At 65.2% G+C, this 14,645-nt stretch carries 13 protein-coding genes; 9 read left to right on the top strand and 4 right to left on the bottom strand.

Annotated elements, in window-relative coordinates:
• The first annotated feature begins 34 nt into the window (after positions 1-34).
• From TQ29_RS18890 to TQ29_RS18880, 3 genes are all read left to right on the top strand, one after another.
• Positions 35-784, top strand: coding sequence for a transporter (locus TQ29_RS18890; RefSeq protein WP_162231846.1), 750 nt, complete (start codon positions 35-37; stop codon positions 782-784).
• A gap of 145 nt (positions 785-929) precedes the next feature.
• Positions 930-1,985 (top strand): alcohol dehydrogenase, encoded by a 1,056-nt coding sequence (locus tag TQ29_RS18885; RefSeq protein WP_054540668.1) that lies wholly within the window; start codon positions 930-932, stop codon positions 1,983-1,985.
• A 47-nt stretch (positions 1,986-2,032) separates the two neighbouring features.
• Positions 2,033-3,475 (top strand): NAD-dependent succinate-semialdehyde dehydrogenase, encoded by a 1,443-nt coding sequence (locus TQ29_RS18880; RefSeq protein WP_054540667.1) that lies wholly within the window; start codon positions 2,033-2,035, stop codon positions 3,473-3,475.
• 66 nt (positions 3,476-3,541) lie between these two features.
• Here TQ29_RS18880 and TQ29_RS18875 read toward each other — a convergent pair whose 3' ends face one another.
• From TQ29_RS18875 to TQ29_RS18860, 4 genes are read right to left on the bottom strand one after another with little or no spacing between them, the layout of a single operon-like run.
• Entirely contained in the window at positions 3,542-4,405 is an 864-nt protein-coding gene (locus TQ29_RS18875) for a CoA ester lyase (protein WP_082386786.1), read from the bottom strand.
• The gene (locus tag TQ29_RS18870) at positions 4,399-5,244 is read right to left on the bottom strand and encodes a MaoC family dehydratase N-terminal domain-containing protein (RefSeq protein WP_054540745.1); all 846 of its coding nucleotides are present in this window, start codon (positions 5,242-5,244) and stop codon (positions 4,399-4,401) included. The genes TQ29_RS18875 and TQ29_RS18870 overlap by 7 nt, the downstream gene beginning before the upstream one ends.
• Before the next feature lie 7 nt (positions 5,245-5,251).
• Positions 5,252-6,352 carry a CaiB/BaiF CoA-transferase family protein gene (locus TQ29_RS18865; RefSeq protein WP_054540665.1) on the bottom strand — a complete coding sequence of 367 codons (1,101 nt, stop codon included), beginning with the start codon at positions 6,350-6,352 and terminating at the stop codon, positions 5,252-5,254.
• Entirely contained in the window at positions 6,352-7,512 is a 1,161-nt protein-coding gene (locus TQ29_RS18860; protein ID WP_369817432.1) for an acyl-CoA dehydrogenase family protein, read from the bottom strand. The genes TQ29_RS18865 and TQ29_RS18860 overlap by 1 nt, the downstream gene beginning before the upstream one ends.
• A gap of 124 nt (positions 7,513-7,636) precedes the next feature.
• On the opposite strand from TQ29_RS18860, the gene TQ29_RS18855 reads away from it, so the two are divergent.
• The 6 genes from TQ29_RS18855 (at position 7,637) to TQ29_RS18830 (ending at position 14,591) form a co-directional block, all read left to right on the top strand.
• A complete protein-coding gene (locus tag TQ29_RS18855) occupies positions 7,637-8,584 on the top strand; it encodes a LysR family transcriptional regulator (RefSeq protein ID WP_054540663.1) in 948 nt (315 codons plus the stop codon).
• 451 nt (positions 8,585-9,035) lie between these two features.
• On the top strand, positions 9,036-9,404 hold the full coding sequence (locus tag TQ29_RS18850) for a Zn-ribbon domain-containing OB-fold protein (protein ID WP_054540662.1): 369 nt from the start codon (positions 9,036-9,038) through the stop codon (positions 9,402-9,404).
• Position 9,405: 1 nt separating this feature from the next.
• The gene (locus tag TQ29_RS18845; protein ID WP_054540661.1) at positions 9,406-10,557 is read left to right on the top strand and encodes a thiolase; all 1,152 of its coding nucleotides are present in this window, start codon (positions 9,406-9,408) and stop codon (positions 10,555-10,557) included.
• A gap of 2 nt (positions 10,558-10,559) precedes the next feature.
• A complete protein-coding gene (locus TQ29_RS18840) occupies positions 10,560-12,677 on the top strand; it encodes an acetate--CoA ligase family protein (RefSeq protein WP_054540660.1) in 2,118 nt (705 codons plus the stop codon).
• Positions 12,674-13,519 carry a MaoC/PaaZ C-terminal domain-containing protein gene (locus tag TQ29_RS18835; RefSeq protein ID WP_054540659.1) on the top strand — a complete coding sequence of 282 codons (846 nt, stop codon included), beginning with the start codon at positions 12,674-12,676 and terminating at the stop codon, positions 13,517-13,519. The genes TQ29_RS18840 and TQ29_RS18835 overlap by 4 nt, the downstream gene beginning before the upstream one ends.
• 13 nt (positions 13,520-13,532) lie before the next feature.
• Entirely contained in the window at positions 13,533-14,591 is a 1,059-nt protein-coding gene (locus TQ29_RS18830) for an acyl-CoA dehydrogenase family protein (RefSeq protein WP_054540658.1), read from the top strand.
• Positions 14,592-14,645: the final 54 nt, after the last annotated feature.

Below are 14,645 nucleotides of genomic sequence, written 5' to 3'. Positions count from 1 at the left end.
CTTCGTGCCCGCACCCGCGGGAACGCAGCTTGGATTGGCATATTATCTTGGCAGCACCTCAGACACTTTGGTTGACGGCAATGGCGACGAAGTGGCGGGGTCGAGCCTCGACACGAACGTGGGCCTTCTTCGCTATGTCTACTATTTCGACCTCGGGGGAATGCGTGCCGACGTGAACGTGCTGCAACCCTTCGGGGGGCTGGACAACATGAGCATCGGCGGAACCGCCGTTGGCACCAAGGACCTCTCCTTCGGGGACACGACTCTTGTCGGTACGATCTGGCCGCTGAACGATCCCGAAAACGGACGCTATTTCGCCATCGCCACCTATCTCACCATGCCGACCGGCGACTATTCTACCACTGAGCTTGGGTTGGGCTCCAACCGATGGTCCGTCGCCATTCAGCCAGGCTTCGTGTTCAATATTGCCCCCAAATGGTCGGTGGATCTTGTGGGCGACGTCACGGTCTACGGTGACAACGAGGATGGCCTTGGTGGAGCGAATGTCGAGAAGGATCCGAGCTATACCGCGCTCGGCTGGATCAACTACAATGCGAGCGACAGGACGACGCTTTCGCTTGGGGCCACGACAAGTTGGGGGGGTGCCGAAACGGTGGGAAGCATCAAGGGCGCGGACGTGGAATCCACCACCGTTCGGGTGGCCTGGTCCCAGATGCTCGACCCGACAACGCAGTTCCTGATGGAAGTCGGGCACGATGTGGACGCGCAGAATACGTTCGAGCGCGACGCAACGCTGACCCTCCGGCTCGCGAAGTTCTTCTGAACGGTGCGGGAGCGGTGGGTCGAAATATTCCTGGGAAAGGCGGAAAGCGTCGATCGTCCGGAAACGAGCGGTGCTTTCCGCCCCATTCCAGCAACTGCAAATCCAAAAGCTACATCATTGATGAGCTGTAAGGGAGGAAAACATCATGCATTGCCAATGTGTTCATGAATTCGGTCAACCCCTGCGTCCAGACGACAGGCCGGACATGACCCCTCGCGGAACGGAGGTCATCTTGTCCGTGACCGCCGCCGGCGTCTGTCACACCGACCTGCATATCCGCGAGGGGGGGTATGATCTTGGCCACGGCCGCAAGCTGGAATTCTCCAAGCGCGGGATCGCGTTGCCGCTGGTGATGGGGCATGAAACGGTCGGGGAAGTGGTCGCCGCTGGCCCGGATGTCGGCACGCTCGACAGGGGAAAGAAATATGTGGTCTATCCCTGGATCGGCTGTGGCACCTGCGCGATCTGTGCCTCGGGCCAGGAGCAATTGTGCATGAAACCGCAGTTTCTCGGCATGCATGTCGATGGCGGTTATGCCACGCAGATCCGGGTGCCGCATCCGAAATATCTTCATGAGATCGGAGATATCCCACCCGAAAACGCCGCACCGCTGGCCTGTTCGGGGCTTACGGCTTACGCCGCGCTCAAGAAGGTCGAGGGCACACTGAAGGACCATGCGCTTCTGGTGATCGGCGCTGGCGGCCTTGGGCTGATGTGCGCGCAACTGTTGCAGGCGCTGGGTGCCAAGGCGCCCGTCTTCGTCGACATCGACCCTGTCAAGCGGGCGTCCGCCCTTGCCGCGGGGGCCTGTGCGGCGGTCGATCCGCGCGCCGCGGATGCCGTGGCGCAGATTCATGCCGCCGCCGGCGAGGCGCCCCTTGCGGCGATCGACTTCGTCGGCGCCGAGGCGACGGCCGGGCTTGGCTTCGACGCTCTGGGCAAGGGCGGAACGTATGTCATCGTCGGGCTGTTCGGCGGGGCTGCCCCTTGGGCGCTTCCCCTGATCGCCGTGCGCGCGCTCACGATTCGCGGCAGCTATACGGGCTCCCCCGGAGAGTTCGCGGAACTGATGCAGCTTGCCCGCAATGGCGCGATCAAGCCGATTCCCACCACCTGTTACAAGCTCGACGAGGCTGAGGACGTGCTGAACAGCCTCGCCGGTGGCAAGATCGTCGGCAGGGCAATTCTGGCCGGTGTGTAAATGACTTGACTGAAGGCACCACGAAGGCGGGCGCCCGGGGGACCAACATGGAAACGACCTATCCTGATACTCAACTCCTGATCGACGGACGGTGGCGCGATGGCGCGCTGGGGCAGCGAACAGCCGTTTATGATCCGGCAACCGCAGAGGTGATTGGCCATTATGCGATGGCCGAACCTGCCGATCTGGAGGAGGCGGTGCAGGCCGCGGGCAGCGCCTTCGCGGCCTGGCGGGATGCCGGCGCCTATGCGCGCGGCAGCATCCTGCGTCAGGCGGCCGTGCTGCTGCGCGAGCGCGCCGATACCCTCGCGCCGTGCATGACGATGGAAATGGGCAAGCCCCTTGCCGAGGCGCGCGCCGAGGTGATGTCGTCCGCCGATCTGCTCGACTGGTTCGCCGGCGAAGGCCAGCGCGCCTATGGGCAGGTGATTCCGGCGCGTTCGCCGAACGTGACCCAGATGGTGCTCAAGCAGCCGGTGGGTCCGGTCGTGGCCTTCACGCCATGGAATTTCCCGATGTCGCAACTGGTGCGCAAACTTGGTGCCGCGCTGGCCGTCGGCTGCACCGTTGTCGCCAAGCCGCCCGAAGACACGCCGGCTTCGCCTGCGGCACTTGCACAAGCGCTTCTGGACGCCGGGCTTCCGCCGGGCGTTCTCAACATCGTTTACGGCGAACCGGCTGACATCGCGAACTATCTCATTCCACATCCGGTGATCCGCAAGGTGTCCTTCACCGGCTCGGTGCCTGTGGGCAAACAGCTTGCGGCCCTGGCCGGCAAACACATGAAGCGCATCACGATGGAACTGGGCGGCCACAATCCGGTCATCGTCTGCGAGGACGCGAATGTCGAGGCGGCGGTCGCGGCCGTTGCGGGTTTCAAGCTCCGCAATGCGGGGCAGGTCTGCATCTCGCCCACGCGCGTGCTGGTCCAGCGGGGCATCTACGACCGCTTCGCCGCGGCGCTGGCCGAGCATGTGAAAAAGGTGCGGACCGGATCGGGGCTCGAACCGGCCACGGCAATGGGCCCGCTGGTCAGCGAGCGCCGGGTCAAGGCCGTCGCCGGCCTTATCCAGGAGGCAGTGAGCGAGGGGGCGCAGGTGCTGGTCGAGGGCGATGCGGCACCGCGGGCCGGGTTCTTTCAAGCCCCGACCGTTCTCACCGATGTCAGTCTTTCATCGCGCATCCAGAACGAGGAACCCTTCGGGCCGGTCGCGATGCTGTCGCCCTTCGATACGATCGACGAGGCGATCGCTGAAGCGAACCGCCTTCCCTATGGCCTTGCAGCTTATGCGTTCACCTCGTCGATCCGCAATTCGCAAAGGTTTCAGACCGAGCTTGAAGTTGGCATGCTGGCAATCAACCACACCCTTCTGGGATTGCCGGAACTCCCGCTTGGTGGGGTCAAGGACTCCGGTTACGGGTCTGAGGGCGGCTCGGAAGCCATCAACTCATATCTGATTTCAAAGCTGGTGACGCAGGCCGCCGTCTAGGATGACCGCCCGTTGGCGCCGTCCGGCAACCTCCCGGCTGCCGGTCTGGCGCTCCTCGGTCGGGTGTCACCCTGCGCTGTCGCCATGAAAGCCGGCGGCGCGGCGGTTTTCGGGGGCCGCAGCTTCGGCAAGGATGGCGCGCGCCCGCTGGCGGACGGGTTCGTCCACCATGGTGCCGCCAAGTTGGACCGCGCCATCGCCGCTGGCCAGAACGCGTCTGGCCCAGTCGATCTGTTCGGCCGTAGGGGCAAAGGCGGCCAGCACGTGTTCGATCTGGCGGGGATGGATGCACAGCTTGCCGCCCATCCCCAGATCACGCGCGCGCCCCGCGTCGCGCGCCGTTTCGGTCGCGTCGTCCAGCAAGGTGGTCACCCCGTCGAGCGGCCCCGGCAGATCGCCAAGACGCGAGGCGAGCACCAGTTCGGAGCGTGCAGGCAGCAGCACCTCGGGGGTATGCGCGCAGCGAAGATCGGCGCAGAAGTCGACCGAACCGAAGGCAAGACGGATGACGCCCGGCACAACGGCAATCGCCCGGCATTGCGCAAGGCCGCGGGCGGTTTCGACAAGGGCGACCAAGGGTATGTCGGCCAACGCGGCCACGATGCGCCTGAGATCGTCGGGTGCCTCGGCCTTGGGAACCATGACGGCCGAGGGGCGAAGCGCCGCCGCCGCCGCAAGGTCGTCTGCATGCCAGGCTGTCCCGGCGGCATTGATGCGCAGGATCACCGGCAGGGTGGTGAAATCACGGCGCAGCATAGCGCGGGCGGCGGCCTTGGCGGTGGGGGCCACGGCATCCTCCAGATCGAGGATCACCGCATCCGCCCCCGAGGCCGCCGCTTTGCCGAAGCGTTCGGGCCGGTCGGCGGGCACGAACAGCGGGGCGCGGACAGTCGCCATACGGTCGGGGGCGATACGGTCAGGGGTCACCATTCCGCCCGCGCCTCCATCGCCACCGGCCCGCCCTCGGCCGCGGTCCAGAGCCGCAATCCGTCCCCCTCGTCCTGCGCATTCAGGGTGAAGCCGGCGGTGTCGAAGAGGGGGGAAAGGCCGCGAAAGCCGATCTGCGCGGGGCGCTTTCCGCGCAGCGCTTCGGCGAATTGCAGCAGGAGCGTGGCCTGCAGCGGCCCGTGCACGACCAGCCCCGGATAGCCCTCCTCCGCCCGGGCATAGGGGGCGTCGTAATGGATCCGGTGGCCGTTGAAGGTCAGCGCCGAGTAGCGGAACAGCAGCGTCGGGCTTGCGTCGATCGCCCGGCGATACCGGCCCTCTGGCGCGGCCTCGGCAGCGGGAGGCGCAGCAGAGGGGGGCGCAGCGGGACCGGCTGCGCGATAGATGATGTCCTGGCGTTCGGTAACGGCAAGCGCACCGTCGCTGTCGATGCGATGCTCGACCGTGACGAGGCACAGGGGGCCGCTGCGGCCTTGCTTGGCGGTCACATCGCGGACCACCGAGCGGCGGGTGACCATGTGACCGATCCGGATGTCTTCGTGAAAGCGGAAATGGCTGCCCGCCCACATGCGGCGCGGCAGGGGCACGGGCGGCAGGAAACCGCCCCGGGCCGGGTGGCCGTCGGGGCCGAGCGTCGAGGTCGGCGCGATGTCGGGGGCGAGGCAGAGGTGGATCAGGTCCGGGGCCGGTTCGCCTTCCGTCGCGGTTTCTGTGCGGTCGAAGGTGGCGTTGAACCGCGCGGCGATTGCGGTGGTCAGCCGCTCGGCCCGCGTCTCCTCGCGGCCGATCCATTGGCGCAGATGGACAAGGTCGAGCGCGATCATGTCATCATGCCTCGGCAAGGGGCTGAAGCGGCGGGACGGGGCCATAGCTGCGGTCCTCGCCCGAAAAGATGGGCGCGGGCGCAGGAATCTGCACCGGGCCGTTCGGCGTGGCGACGGTCACCCGGCGCAGATGCGGGTGGTGCGACAGCTTTTCCATGTCATTGACCGAGGCCAGCGCGATACCCGCAGCCAGAAGAGCCTCGATCGCGTCAGCCCCGTCGCGGCTGGCAAAAGCCCTGGCGACCGCGGCATCGGTCTCCGCGCGGTTGGCGACGCGGGCGACATTGGTGGCAAAGCGCGGGTCGGTGCCAAGCGCCGGATCCCCCAGAAATGCTTGGGCGAGGGCCCGCCATTCGCGGTCGCTCTGCACCGCGATCAGGATCGGCGCACCGTCGCGGGCGGTGAAGACGCCATAGGGGGCGATCGAGGGATGCGCCATGCCGATGCGCCGGGGGCTCTTTCCGCCTTCGTGATTCAGCAGCGGCACGGTCAACCAGTCGGCCATGACATCGAACATCGAGACCGAGATCGCAGCCCCTTTCCCGGTGACGCCGCGGCCGATCAGCGCTTCGAGGATGGCCGAATAGGCGGTCGCACCTGTCGCGATATCGACCAGCGATATGCCCACCCGCGCCGGTTCGGAAGGCCCGCCGGTGATCGAGCAGAGCCCCGACTCGGCCTGGATCAACAGGTCATAGGCCTTGCGGTCGGCCATTGGCCCGTCATTGCCATAGCCGGAAATCGAGCAGGTGATGAGCCGGGGAAAGTCCCGCGCCAGCCGCTCGGCCGGAAAGCCCAGCCGCGCCAGCGCGCCGCGCCTCAGGTTCTGGACCAGCACATCGGCGCCGCCGATCAGTCGCGCCAGCTCGGCCTTGCCCCGGTCCGAGCCGAGGTCCAGCGTCACCGAGGTCTTGCCGCGGTTCAGCCAGACGAAATAGCTCGACTGGCCCCTGGCCACATCGTCATAGCCGCGGGCGAAATCGCCCTCGGGCCGTTCGATCTTGATCACCTCTGCCCCGGCATCGGCCAGACGCGCCGTGGCAAAGGGCGCGGCCACGGCCTGTTCGATGGCGACGACCTTCACTCCCTGAAGCGGCAGGCCCATCAGAACGACCTCGGCATGCCGAGGATATGCTCGGCGACATAGCTGAGGATCAGGTTGGTCGAGATCGGGGCGACCTGATAGAGCCGGGTCTCGCGGAACTTGCGTTCCACATCATATTCGCAGGCAAAGCCGAAGCCGCCGTGGAACTGGATGCAGGCATTCGCGGCCTCCCAGCTGGCCTTTGCGGCCAGATACTTGGCCATGTTCGCCTGTGCCCCGCACTCAAGCCCCGCGTCATAGCGCCGGCAGGCCTCCCACCGCATCAGGTTCGCGGCCTCGACCTCGATGAAGGCCTCGGCGATCGGGAATTGCACGCCCTGGTTCTTGCCGATCGGCCGGCCGAAGACCTCGCGCTCCGAGACATATTTCGCGACCCGTTCGGTGAACCAGTAACCGTCGCCGATGCATTCGGCCGCGATCAGCGTCCGCTCGGCGTTCAGCCCGGTCAGGATGTACTTGAACCCCTTGCCCTCTTCGCCGATCAGGTTCTCGACCGGGATCTCCAGATTGTCGAAGAACAATTCGTTGGTCTCGTGGTTGACCATGTTCGGGATCGGGCGCACCGCCATGCCCGCGCCCATCGCCGCCTTGATGTCGACAAGGAAGATCGACAGGCCCTCGGATTTCTTCGCCACCTCGGCCAGCGGGGTGGTGCGGGCCAGCAAGATCATCAGATCCGAATGCTGCACCCGGCTGATCCAGACCTTTTGGCCATTGATCACATAACGGTCGCCCTTGCGGACGGCGGTGGTCTTGATCTTCGTGGTGTCGGTGCCCGTCGTCGGTTCGGTCACCCCCATCGACTGCAACCGCAATTCGCCAGCGGCGATCTTCGGCAGATAGAGGCGGCGCTGTTCCTCGGACCCATGCCGGACCAGGGTGTTCATGTTGTACATCTGGCCATGGCAGGCACCGGAATTGCCGCCCGAGCGGTTGATTTCCTCCATGATGACTGAGGCTCCTGCAAGCCCCAGCCCCGAACCGCCGTATTCCTCAGGGATCATGGCCGCCATCCACCCCGCCCGGGTCAGCGCCTCCACAAACTCTTCGGGATAGCCGCGCTCCTCGTCAATCCGGCGGTGATACGCATCGGGAAACTGCACGCAGAGTGCGCGCACCGCATCGCGGATGTCCTGGAATGACCCTTCGCTGGTCTCGATCACCTGTCTGCTCCTCTTTGTGGATGCCATGCAGTTAGCGGATGGGCGACACATCGCACAAATATATAATTGCGACTACAGCCATACCGAAATATGATGGATTGAACAAGAAGGAGGGCCGTCGGTGGATCTGCGACAGCTGCGCTACTTTCAGGCGATTGCCGAGACGGGGTCGATCTCGGCGGCGGCGCAGCGGCTGAACGTCGCCCAGCCCGCGTTGTCGCTGCATCTGCGCAACATGGAGGAGCATCTGGGCACCAAACTTCTGCTGCGCGGCGCGCGCGGGGTGAAGCTGACCGAAGCGGGAGAGATGCTGCTGGCACGGGCAAGGCGTCTTCTGATCGACATGTCGCGGCTGGAAGACGACATCCGCAACCTTGGGCGCGAGCCGCAAGGCGACGTGCGGCTGGGCTTGCCCGGCACGATCGGCGGAATCCTGTCACCGGATCTGGTGCTGGCGGCCAAGGCGCAGCTTCCCGGCGTAAGGCTGACCATCTCCGAGGCGATGAGCGGCTTCGTGCTGGATTGGCTGCGCGAGGGCCGCGTTGACCTGGCCGTGCTTTATCTGCCAGCCACCGATGCGCGTTTCCGATCAGAGCTCCTTCTGCAGGAAGAGTTGGTTCTGCTGGTCCCGCCCGGTCACGACATCTCGGCCGAGATCGAGGCCTCGGCGCTTTTGGACCTGCCGCTGATCCTGCCCGGACCGGCGCATGGGCTGCGCCAGCTTCTGGAAGGCTGGGCCCGCGCCAGAGGGATCAGGCTGGCCGTGAATATCGAACTGGATTCCTATCAGAACATCAAGGAGTTGGTCGAACGCGGGAAAGGCGTCTCGATCCTTCCTTTGCATGCGGTCGCGCGCGAAGCTGCGGCTGGCACATTGAAAGTCGTCCGCTGGCACGCCGCAGACTGCCTGCGCGAGGTGTATCTGGTGGGACCGCTGGCCGAAGCCTCAAGCCATGCTTGCGCGGCGGTAATGTCGCTACTGCGCGAGTTGATGCGCAAACAGGTGCAGGGCGAGCGCTGGACCGGAACGCGCTGGCTTGGCGCTTCGGTGTTTGATTCGACGGTTTGATAGTGTGATATTTTCTGTGGGTCCGAAAGGGACTGACGCGCCCCGGAGTTTGCCGGAGCCTGATGTCGGTTGGTTGCGCGGCCAAGGGTTCAGTTTCCAGAGCTGCGTAGAAGTTGGCCTCGGCCTGGCATGGATGATGTGACCGCCCCCTAACGGCACGGACGTATCGTTCATGCCGGACTACACCATTTTCTCATAGACGAAAGCCATTCTTTATGCGAAAATCAGTCTGATGGTTGATCCTGCGTTGCAATGGGAGGTTGCGATGCCGTGGGCTGCAGATCTTGGAACCGTGCAGGTTGCCCGGCCCCCCGCGCCAACCCTCCCGGAAGCGATGGAACTGCACGTGGAGGCATCTCCGGCTTCTGGCCGGCATGACTAGCAAATGGGGTATGCGCACGAGGCAGATGTGGTTCTGCCGTGCCAGCATCCTCATCCGAGGAGGGGAATGATGGACGATACAGCAAAAGCAACCGCCGGGCCGCAGGCGATTTACGAGAGGTTCCTGGCCGAGGGACGTTTCATGATCCAGCGCAGCCGCGAAACGGGCGAATACGTCTTCTATCCGAAGGTGATGGCACCTTCTGGCGCGGTCGATCTCGGCTGGGTCGAAGCCTCCGGCGGCGGCACGGTCTATGCCATCACGGTCAATCGCAAGCGCGAAGGCTCCTACAACGTGGCGCTCATCGACCTTGACGAGGGGCCGCGGATGATGGCCACGGTTGTCGGCGCCCTGACGCTGCCCATCGGTTCCCGCGTCAGGGCGCGGATCGAGGCGGGGGCAAATCCGCGCGTCGTCTTCGATCCGGAGGAGAAGTGACATGAGCCATTCCATTCGCGGGAAAACAGCGATCGTCGGCATGGGTGTGGCGGGCGTGGGTGAGGCGCCCGGCTACTCGGCCATTGAACTTCTGGGGCTTTCCGTCCATGCGGCGCTGGCGGATGCCGGCCTCAAACTCGGCGATATCGACGCGGTTTTCGCGGCGACCAGCAGCCACGCCTTTGCCTCGATGAGTGTCACCGAATATCTTGGCCTGAAGCCGAAATACTTCGACAGCACCAATGTCGGCGGCTCCAGCTTCGAGATGCATCTCTTGCAGGCATCTCTCGCGCTGGAGGCGGGACTCTGCGACGTGGCGCTGATCTGCTACGGTTCCAACCAGCGCACGGCAGGCGGCCGCCTCGTCTCCATGTCCGAACCGCAATGGCACGAGACGCCCTACGCGCCACGCCATCCGATCACGGCCTATGCGCTTGCCACCAGCCGGCACATGCACCAGTTCGGGACCACGCGGGACATGCTGGCCGATGTCGCGGTTTCCGCGCGCCAGTGGGCGAACCTCAACCCCGATGCCTTTGCGCGTGGCCCCTTGACCCGCGACGACGTATTGTCGAAGCGCATGGTCAGCGATCCCCTGACTGCCGGCGACTGCTGTCTGGTGACCGATGGCGCCGCCGCCTGCATTCTCGTCCGGGCGGACAGGGCCAGGGACTTCCCCCAAAAGCCCGTCTATTTCCTCGGCGCGGCCGGCGCGAACTGGCATCGGTCCATTCAGGCCATGCCCGACCTTACCGTGACCGCCGCCAGTGAAAGCGGGCCGCGCGCCTTCGAAATGGCGGGTCTGACCCGCGGCGAGGTCGATCTCGTCATGCTCTATGACGCCTTCACGATCAACACCATCCTCTTCCTGGAGGATCTCGGCTTTTGCCCGAAGGGCGAAGGCGGCCGCTTCGTTCAGGACGGGCGCATCGCACCGGGGGGGGAACTGGCGGTCAACACCAACGGCGGCGGCCTGTCCTGCGTGCATCCGGGAATGTATGGCATGTTCCTGATTGCCGAAGGCGTGGCCCAGATCAGGGGGGAAGCCGGCGAGCGCCAGTTGAAGACGGCGGATGTCGCACTCCTGCATGGCAATGGTGGCACACTGTCAAGCCAGGTTACGGCCTTTCTCGGTTCGGAGGCCGTGCTGTGACCATGACCGCAAAGCCCCGCACCCATGATTTCGCATCCCTTGGCGCGCTGCTGGCGCCGCGGTCCGTCGCGATCATCGGCGCATCCGCGGATCCTGCGCGTATCGGCGGACGCCCGATAGCGGCCATGCTGAGCGGCGGTTACAAGGGGCGCATCCTGCCGGTCAATCCCGGCCGTGACGAGGTCCAGGGGCTGCCCTGCTATGCCTCGGTCGCCGATCTGCCCGAGACGCCAGAGGCCGGCATCATCGCGGTCGCGGCGAAGCAGACGCCCGAGATCGTCAGGGCGCTTGGCGAAAAGGGGTGCCGCTCGGTCACGCTGTTTTCCGCGGGCTTTGCCGAAACGGGTGCGGAAGGCGAGAAAATCCAGGCCGAAGTGCTGGCCATTGCACGTGGCTACGGCATGCGCGTGCTCGGTCCCAACACGCTGGGGGTCTACAATGTCGCCGTGGGGTATTACGGCACCTTCTCCTCGTTTCTGGAAATGGCATTCCCCCTGCCGGGCAATGTCGGCATCGCCAGCCAGTCGGGCGCTTACGGAACGCATCTTGCGGCCGTGGCGCGGATGCGCGGCCTTGGGACCTCGGTTCTGGTTACCACCGGCAACGAGGCGGATGTGACGGTCGCCGACGCCATCGGCTGGATGGCCGGCAGCGATGCGGTGGACGTGATCTGCGCCTATCAGGAGGGTTTTCGTGACGCGGACCGCATGATCGCCGCCCTTGATGCGGCGCGTGCAGCCGGCAAGCCGGTCTTCATGCTGAAATCCGGACGCAGCTCCATCGGTGCTTCGGCGGCCGCCTCGCATACGGCCTCGCTCACCGGGGACGATGCTGTGGCCGAGGCGGTTCTTGCCGAGCATGGCGTCATCCGGGTGCGCGATACCGAACAGATGCTTGATTTCGCCTACGCGGCGCGGCAGCGGATTTATCCCGTCCACAACAGTCTCGGCGTAATCACCATCAGCGGCGGCGCGGGGATTGTCGCCAGCGATGAGGCGGAACTGTTGGGCTTGCCGATGCCGGCCATGCCGGCCGAGGCGCAGGTCCGCTTGAAACAGCTTCTGCCCTATGGCGCTCCGGCCAATCCGCTTGACTGCACGGCCCAGGCGCTGAACGACATGTCGTTGTTCGAGGAGTTCACCCGCGCGGCGATCAGGGATGGCGGATACCAGTCGATCCTGTGTTTCATGACCTATGTGGCTGGAAGCGCGACGCTCGCGCCGAAGCTGCGCGAAACCTTGCACAAGATCCGGACCGAGTTTCCCGAGCGGCTGCTGGCGCTGTGCATCATCGCGGATGATGCCGTCACGCGCGCCTACGAGGAGGCTGGTTTCCTTGTATTTTCCGATCCAAGCCGGGCCGTGCGGGCCATTGCGGCGATGGGACGGGTGGGCGAAATGATGGCGCGAAAGCCGAAGGGTCTGCCGGATCTGCCGGATGTTCACCTGCCAGCCGTCAGCCCCGACGAATACGCGGCAAAGGTGCTTCTTGCGAAAGCAGGCATCGCGGCTGCCCCCGAACGGATCGTACACTCGGCGGAAAGCGCCGCCGCCGCCGGGACCGAACTCGGTTTCCCTGTCGTGATGAAGATTGTCTCTCCCGACATCGTTCACAAGTCCGATATCGGCGGTGTCAGGCTGAACCTGGCCGATGCCGAGTCCGCCCGCGTTGCCTATCAAGAAATTCTCGACACCGTCGGCAGGGCTGCTCCCGCGGCGCGCATTGCCGGTATCCTGGTGGCCCGACAACTTTCGGGGGGCGTCGAATGCCTGATGGGCATTAGCCGCGACCCCGTCTTCGGCCCTGTCGCCGTCTTCGGTCTGGGCGGGATCTTTGTCGAGATTCTCAACGACGTGGCGATCCGCCCCTGCCCCTTCGACGAGGCGTCGGCGCGGGAGATGATCCTGTCGATCAAGGCTGCGGCAATCCTGACTGGGGCACGCGGCCGCGCGCCCGTTGATATAGATGGGCTTGCCTCCATGTTGTCACGGCTTTCCGCATTTGCCACCGCTGCGGGCCCTCGCCTGCGCGCGATTGATCTCAATCCGGTGCTCGCGCTGCCCGACGGGGCCTTCGCGCTCGACGCGGTGATCGAGTGCGATGAGGAGGATTTGCCATGATCGACTACGAAAAGATCAGGGCCTACCACATTCCCGAGGTCCGCCAGAGCTACGGTCCGCGCGAGTGCGCATTCTATGCGTTATCTATCGGCGTCGGACAGGACCCGATGGACCGGGGTGATCTGGGGTTCGTCGGCGCAGGCGCGCTGACCCCCTTTCCGACCCTGCCCCTAGTGCTCGGGCATCCTGGGTTCTGGCTTGCCAACCCCGATACCGGGGTCGATGCGCTGCGCCTCGTCCATGGTGAGCAAGGCATTACGCTGCATGCCCCGTTGCCGCCTGAAGGTGTGGTGATCGGCAAGACCCGCGTGACCGGCATCATCGACAAGGGCGCCGGGCGCGGCGCGCTGCTCTATACCGAAAAGGAATTGCGCGACGCGGAGGATGGCAGGCTCTACGCGACGACCCGTTCCACCACCTTCCTGCGCGGGGACGGAGGCTTCGGGGGGCCGACCGGTCCGGTGAAGCAGACCCATGTGCTGCCCGAAACCGAGCCCGCATATGTCCGCAAGATGCAGACGCGGCCCGAACAGGCGCTCTGGTATCGCTGGAATGGCGACAACAATCCCTTGCACCTTGATCCTGATGTTGCCGCCAGGGCGGGATTCGAGCGGCCCATCCTGCACGGGCTGTGCACCCTGGGCATCGCCGCGCATGCTCTGGTGAAGACGCTTTGCGCAGGCGATCCGACGCGGCTCAAGGGGCTTGATGTTCGTTTCAGTTCGACGGTCCTGCCGGGAGAGACCCTGCTTACGGAAATCTGGCCGGACGGCTCATTCCGCATGCGCGTGACAGAGCGCGATGTGGTGGTGCTCGCAAACGGTCTCGCCCAATTCGAATGAGGAGGAAACGGCGATGGATGTAGTAAACGCGACGGGCGAGGACAGGCTTGAGGGGCTGCGCATGCTGGTCGGAAGCGCCGCAGGCGTTGCTGCGCGCGATGGCGATCTCAAGGCTGTTCGACAGCTGCGCTTTGGCAGGCCGGGGCTGGACCGAGGCCGCTGGAGCGAGATCTCCGCGATGGGTTGGCTTGGACTTCGGCTGCCGGAAGCGGCGGGCGGGGCCGGTCTCGGCATGGCCGAATATGCGGCGCTCACCGGCGAGGTCGGCGCGGCGTTGCTGCCCGAACCGTTCATCGAGGCCCAGCTTGCGCTTGATCTCATGGGCAAGGACGCACCTGCCGAAGCGTTGAGCGGTGACAGGCTCATCTTGCCGGCCTGGCTTGATGCCCCCGATGGCCTCACGATCGCCGGAGACATCACCGAGGCCGAGGGGCGGATCTCGGGAAGACGGCGTTTCGTGCCCATGGCCGCCGCCGCCGATGCGTTTCTTGTCGTTTCGAGTGAAGCCTGCTGGTTGATCGACGCGAAAGCCGCGGGCCTGTCGCTTGAAATTGAAGACACCGTCGATGGCGGTCACACGGCGACCCTGATCCTCGATGGGGTCGAGGCGGACCGGTTGTCCGCGCCCGATGCGAAGGCCCTTGAAGCGGCGGCCCTAGCCACGGCGTCGGCCTTGCTTGGGATCATGGAGCGCGCCTTTGCCATCACGCTTGACTACCTCAAGACACGCGTCCAGTTCGGCCAACCTATCGGCCATTTCCAGGCACTGCAGCACAGGGCTGTGGATATGGAAATCGAGATTGGCCTGACGCGGGCGGTGCTGCACGATGCCATCGAGGCCTTCGATGCGGGCGACGACTGCCGTCGTATCACCTCCAGAGCGAAGGCGCGGGCGGCCGATGCCGCCATGCTGGTCACCAGAGAGGCGGTGCAGTTGCACGGTGCCATCGGTTACACCGACGAGGCCGATATCGGGTTGTTCCTGCGCCGCGCCATGGTGCTGGCGCCGCGCTACGGCAGTGCCGGCTTCCATCGCCAACGCTACGGCAGCCTGACGGAGGGGCGGCCATGAGCGGGATCACAGCGGCTTTTTTCGGAAGCGCACCCGCTTCCAGGGGAGAACGAA

Origin of the sequence: Actibacterium sp. EMB200-NS6 (assembly GCF_001305615.1) — a bacterium.
Lineage (GTDB): Bacteria > Pseudomonadota > Alphaproteobacteria > Rhodobacterales > Rhodobacteraceae > Actibacterium_A > Actibacterium_A naphthalenivorans.
The sequence above is the reverse complement of the archived record's forward strand: the minus strand, read 5'-3'. Positions and strand labels throughout refer to the sequence as shown.